This is a genomic window from Plasticicumulans sp. (assembly GCF_035331805.1).
GTDB lineage: Bacteria > Pseudomonadota > Gammaproteobacteria > Competibacterales > Competibacteraceae > Plasticicumulans.
In genome coordinates, this window is record NZ_DAOLKE010000250.1 from 1 (window position 1) to 5,325 (window position 5,325).

Sequence of the window (5,325 nt, forward strand, 5' to 3'; positions counted from 1 at the left end):
GGCAGGCGTGCTGGCCGCCGGCCCCGCCGAAGCAGGCGAGCGCGTAGGCGGCGAGATCATGACCGCGCTCGACCGAGATGCGCCGGATCGCCGCCGCCATGTGCTCGACGGCGATCGCGAGCGCCCCGGCGGCGAGTGCCTCGACCGGCCGGCGCGTGCCGGTGGCTGCCTCGATCTCGCCGGCGAGGCGCTCGAAGCCGGCGGCGACCGCGCCGGTATCGAGCGGCTGGTTCCCGTGCGGCCCGAACAGCGCCGGGAAATGCACCGGTTGCAGCCGCCCGAGCGCGACGTTGCAGTCGGTGACGGTCAGCGGTCCGCCGCGCCGGTAGGCGGCCGGCCCCGGATCGGCGCCGGCCGACTCCGGGCCGACGCGCAGGCGCGTGCCGTCGAAGCGCACGATCGAACCGCCGCCGGCGGCGACGGTGTGGATCGCCAGCATCGGCACGCGCAGGCGCACGCCGGCGACCGTGGTGTCCCAGACGCGCTCGTATTCGCCGGCGCAGTGCGAGACATCGGTCGAGGTGCCGCCCATGTCGAAGCCGATCACGCAGCCGAAGCCGGCGAGGCGCGCGGTCTCGACCATGCCGACCACGCCGCCGGCGGGGCCGGAGAGCACGGCGTCCTTGCCGCGGAAATGCGCGGCATCGGCGAGGCCACCGTTGGACTGCATGAACTGCAGGCGCACGTCGCCGAGCGCCTCGGCCACCTGCCCGACGTAGCGGCGCAGCACCGGCGACAGGTAGGCGTCGGCGACCGTGGTGTCGCCACGCCCGACCAGCTTCATCAGCGGGCTGACCTCGTGCGACACCGACACCTGCGTGAAGCCGGCGATGCGCGCCAGCGCCGCGGCGCGGCGTTCGTGCCGCGGTTCGCGATAGCCGTGCAGGAACACGATCGCGCAGGCGCGCAGGCCGCGGGCGCGCGCTGCGGCGAAGCCGCGCGCGAGCGCAATCTCGTCGAGCGGCTTCAGCACCGAGCCGTCGGCGGCCAGCCGCTCGTCGGCTTCGAGCACCTCGGCATACAGCGGCGCGGGCAGCACGATGTGGCGCGCGAACAGCTGCGGACGGTTCTGGTAGGCGATGCGCAGCGCATCGGCGTGGCCGCGCGTGATCACCAGCAGCACCGGCTCGCCGCGGCGCTCCAGCAGCGCGTTGGTCGCGACCGTCGTGCCCATCTTCACGACCTCGATCGCCCCGGCCGGCAGCGGCGCACCGGCGGCGAGACCGAGCAGGCGGCGGATACCCTCGACGGCGGCATCGCGGTAGCGCTCCGGGTGTTCGGACAGCAGCTTGGTGGCGAGCAGCCGGCCATCGGGGCTGCGGGCGACCAGATCGGTGAAGGTGCCACCGCGGTCGATCCAGAACTGCCAGCCGCTCACGGGCGGCGCGCTATGGGCGGGCGGGTTCACGACGGCGGCCTCCGGCTCGGACGGGTGCAGGCCGCGAGGATACCAGTCGCACCGGCGACGATTGCCGCTGTCGCCGCTGCCGGCAGTGCTTCGCGCGTCGCCGCCGCAGCGGCGGCGGACCTCCGGACGGGGCCGCGCGGGCAGCCAGCCCCCTTACTGCGCCGCCTGCGCCTGTGCCTGTGGTGCCGGCACCGGCAGCGCGGCCGGGCCGGTGGCCGGGGTCGCGGCCGGCAGCTCGACCAGGAAGCATGCACCGCCCTCGATGTTCTCGACGCGCAGTTCGCCGCCGAAATCACGGACGATGCCGTAGGACAGCGACAGCCCGAGCCCGGTCCCCTGTCCGACCGGCTTGGTCGTGAAGAAGGGCTCGAAGATGCGCTGCATCAGCGCCTCGGGCACGCCGCCGCCGGTGTCGGTGACGCTGATCTGCATGCGGCCGTCGGCGAGCGGCTGCGCGCTCAGCTCGATGTGATCGGCGCGGCCGGTTTCCGGATGCTGCTCGCGCCGGCTCAGGATCGCGTCGCGGGCGTTCAGGATCAGGTTGATCAGCACCTGTTCGAGCAGGCCGATCTCGGCGCGCACCCAGTACATGCCGGCCGGACAGATCACGTGGCAGGCGATGTTGGCGAGGCGCAGCGGCGCGTTGGTGATCGACAGCGCCCCTTCGCAGGCCTGGGCCGGATCGACCGGGCCGAGCGTGCGTTCGGCGCGGCGGCCGAAGATGCGCATGTGGTCGATGATCGACGCGGCGCGCGCGACGTTGCGGCGGATCTTGTCGAGCTTGTCGTCGAGATAGGTCTTCTCCGGCGTGCCGCGGCTGGAGCGCAGCAGCACGTTCTCGACGGTCAGCTTGATCGCGTTCAGCGGCTGGTTCAGCTCGTGCGCGAGGCCGGTGGCCATCTCGCCGAGCGTCACCAGCTTCGCCGACTGGTAGATCATCAGCTCGGCGGCGCGCCGCTCGGTGTTGTCGAGGCCGATGCCGACGAGGTTGCGCAGCTCGCCGCCGTCGTCGGTGACCGCCGTGAAGGTCCAGGCCACCGTGCGCCGGATGCCGCCGAGATCGCTGACCTGCACCTCGAAGCTGCGCGGCAGGCCGGTGACCAGCGCCGCGAATTCCTCGCCGGTGGCGGCACGGCTCCAGGCGCGCGCGCCGCTGCCGGCGCCGAAGTAGCGCGCGAACAGCGGGTTGGCGACCTTGATCGTGCCGTCGGCCTCGGCGACGACGACCAGCACGCCGGCGGTCTGCAGGATCGAGCTGAGGAACTGGCGCTCGCGGCGCTCGACCACGGTCTCGCGCGCCAGACGCTCGGCCTCGGTGCGGTTGCGCAGGAAGTTGCGCAGCACGCCGCCGAGCAGCACCAGCGTCACCAGCAGGAAGCCGTACAGGCCGCCGACCGAGGCCACGTAGCCGGTGTAGCCGGCCATCACGTCGCCGAGGCCGAGGCCGACGACGACGAGCAGCGGGAAGTCACGGACCTTGCGGTAGCTGACGATGCGCTCGATGCCGTCGACGCCGCTCGGCGCGCGGTAGGTGCCGGCCGGTGCGCTCTGGTAGCTGCGCATCAGCTCGCCGCCGGAGATGTCCTTGCCGATGGTCTGGTCCATGTCGATCGAGCGCGCGCGCAGGATGCCGTCAGTGCCGGCCAGCGAGATGACGCCGCGCTCGCCGACGTCGACCGACTGATAGAAGCTGTTCAGGTACAGCGGATCGAAGGACACGACCGCGACGCCGCGGAACTCGCCGTCGCTGTCCTCGATGCGCCGCGTGTACTGGATCGAGGCCTTGCCGCTGGCGCGTCCGACCAGCGGCTTGCTGACGTAGGTCGGTGTCGCGTCGGGCTGCAGGTAATGGCGGAAATGCGCGCGGTCCGAAAGATTGATGCCGAGCGACTGCGTGCCGACGCTGGAACCGGCGAGGATGCCGTGCTCGTCGATGATCGCGTGCTGCACGGCGGCATCCTCGATGCGCAGCAGCCCGCGCAGCGCCTCGGTCAGCTCATCCTTGTCCGGGTAGCGGAAGTAGTACTCGGCGAGGAAGCGGCTCTGCTGGTCGAGCGAGCGGAAGGTCCGGTAGATGTGCTCCTCGAAGGCACGCGCCAGGTTCTGGCTGTCGCGCTCGGCCCCGTCCATGCGCCGCTGGTAGTCGGTCTTCAGCGCCACGCCGGCGAGCAGGCCGGCGACCAGCAGCACCAGGAACGCGCCGGCGAAGTACAGCGTCAGCAGGCGGCGGTCCTGCATGCGACGGATCATGGTCATGACGGCGTTCCCCGCGGCAGATGGCCGGTCGCGGCGACCGCGGCGTCGAGCGCGGCCAGATCGAGCGGCTTGTGCAGCAACTGCACGCCGATGCGGCGTGCGTGTTCGATTTCGGGTTCACCGGCGTGGCCGGTGACGATGATGAAGTCCGGCGCCGGCGGGCGCGCGAGCCGCGCCTCGATCAGCCCGAAGGCCTCGCCGTCGACCAGCTTCAGGTCGGTGACCACCAGCCGGATGTCGTCGCGCCCGGCGAGCAGGCGCTCGGCCTCGGCGAGGCGCCCGGCGCACAGGCAGTCCCAGCCCTGCCATTCGAACCATTCCTGGATCTCGGCGAGGATGTCGGGTTCGTCATCGATCAGCAGCAGCATGTTCGGTGCTCCTTGCGGGCGTTGCGGGCGCGCTCAGGCACGCTTCGGCACGCGCGGGGTCAGCGTCTGCGAGCGCAGCATCAGCGCCGCCAGATCGGCCGGCACCGGCGGCGAGAACCAGTAGCCCTGGCCGGCGCGGCAGCCGAAACCGAGCAGGCGTTCGAGCGCAGCGGCATCCTCGATGCCCTCGGCGATCACCGCGAGGCCGAGCCGGCGCCCGAGGGCGATGACGGTCTCGCAGATCGCGAGGTTCTCCGGCGTCGGCGCCAGCACGAAGCTGCGATCGAGCTTGATCGCTTCGAAGTTCAGGCCGTTGAGCCGCGACAGCGCCGCCTCGCCGGTGCCGTAGTCGTCGAGGTAGAAGCGCAGGCCGGCCAGGTGCAGCGCGCGCAGGCCGTCGAGGTACGGTTCGCGCTGCGGGCCGGGGCCGTCCTCGGTGATCTCGATGCGCAGCGTCCCCGGCGCCGGCAGGCGCACGGCCTGACGGGCGATCGCGCAGTAGCGATCGAACTCGCCGGGCGCGAGGTGGGCGCAGCCGAGGTTGACGCTCATCGTCAGGTCGCGCCGGCCGGTCTCGCGCTGCCAGCGGGCGAGCTGGGTCGCGGCCGTGACCAGCGACCAGGCATCGACCTGTCCGGCGAGGCCGCTGCGCTGCAGCGCCGGCAGGAAGCCGGCCGGTGCCACCAGCCCGCGGCGCGGACTCTGCCAGCGCAGCAGCGCCTCGAAGCCGAGCAGCCGGCCGTTCTCCAGCTCGACGATCGGCTGGTACCAGAGCTCAAGCTCGTCGCGCAGCCGCGCCTGTCGCAGCTCGCTCTCGATCTCCAGATCGGCGAGCGCCTGCGCGCCGAGCGCCTCGGTGTGGAACACCAGCCCGGTGCCGCCCGCCAGCGTGCGCGCCTGCACCAGCGCCTGCTCGGCACGCGCGAGCGCGGCCTCGGGCGCCGTGGCCTTGCAGTCGGCGACGCCGGCGCGCAGCCGCGCCTGCAGTTCGAGGCCGTCGGCGCGGATCGGCGCATCGAGGCTGGTGACCAGGCGCGCGTACAGCGCCTCGATTTCGGCCGGGGTGGCACGCGCCGTGGTCAGCAGGAAGCGGCCGCCGGCCAGCGGCTGCAGGCGATCGGCATCGTTCAGCACCGCGCGCAGGCGTTCACCGGCCAGATCGAGCACGTCCATGAACTGCCGGGTCGGCAGCGCCGCGGCCAGCCGCTCCAGGCTGCCGAGTTCGAGCACGGCCAGAAAGCGCGGCAGGAACGGCACCGGCAGCTCCGGCAGCGCGCCGCCGGCGGACCCGGC

Annotated in this window: 4 protein-coding genes; all 4 read right to left on the bottom strand. The window is 72.6% G+C overall.

Features of this window, described 5'->3' with window-relative positions; genetic code table 11:
- The coding region (locus PKE44_RS14515; protein WP_324552424.1) for a hydantoinase/oxoprolinase family protein at positions 1-1,378 on the bottom strand (1,378 nt) is incomplete at its 3' end.
- A 183-nt stretch (positions 1,379-1,561) separates the two neighbouring features.
- Positions 1,562-3,664, bottom strand: a complete 2,103-nt coding sequence (locus PKE44_RS14520; RefSeq protein WP_324552418.1) for an ATP-binding protein — start codon at positions 3,662-3,664, stop codon at positions 1,562-1,564.
- Positions 3,661-4,032 carry a response regulator gene (locus PKE44_RS14525; protein WP_324552420.1) on the bottom strand — a complete coding sequence of 124 codons (372 nt, stop codon included), beginning with the start codon at positions 4,030-4,032 and terminating at the stop codon, positions 3,661-3,663. Before PKE44_RS14525 ends, PKE44_RS14520 begins: the two co-directional genes overlap by 4 nt.
- A gap of 33 nt (positions 4,033-4,065) precedes the next feature.
- Positions 4,066-5,325 (bottom strand): GGDEF domain-containing phosphodiesterase (locus PKE44_RS14530; RefSeq protein ID WP_324552422.1); only part of this gene is annotated, 1,260 nt, incomplete at its 5' end.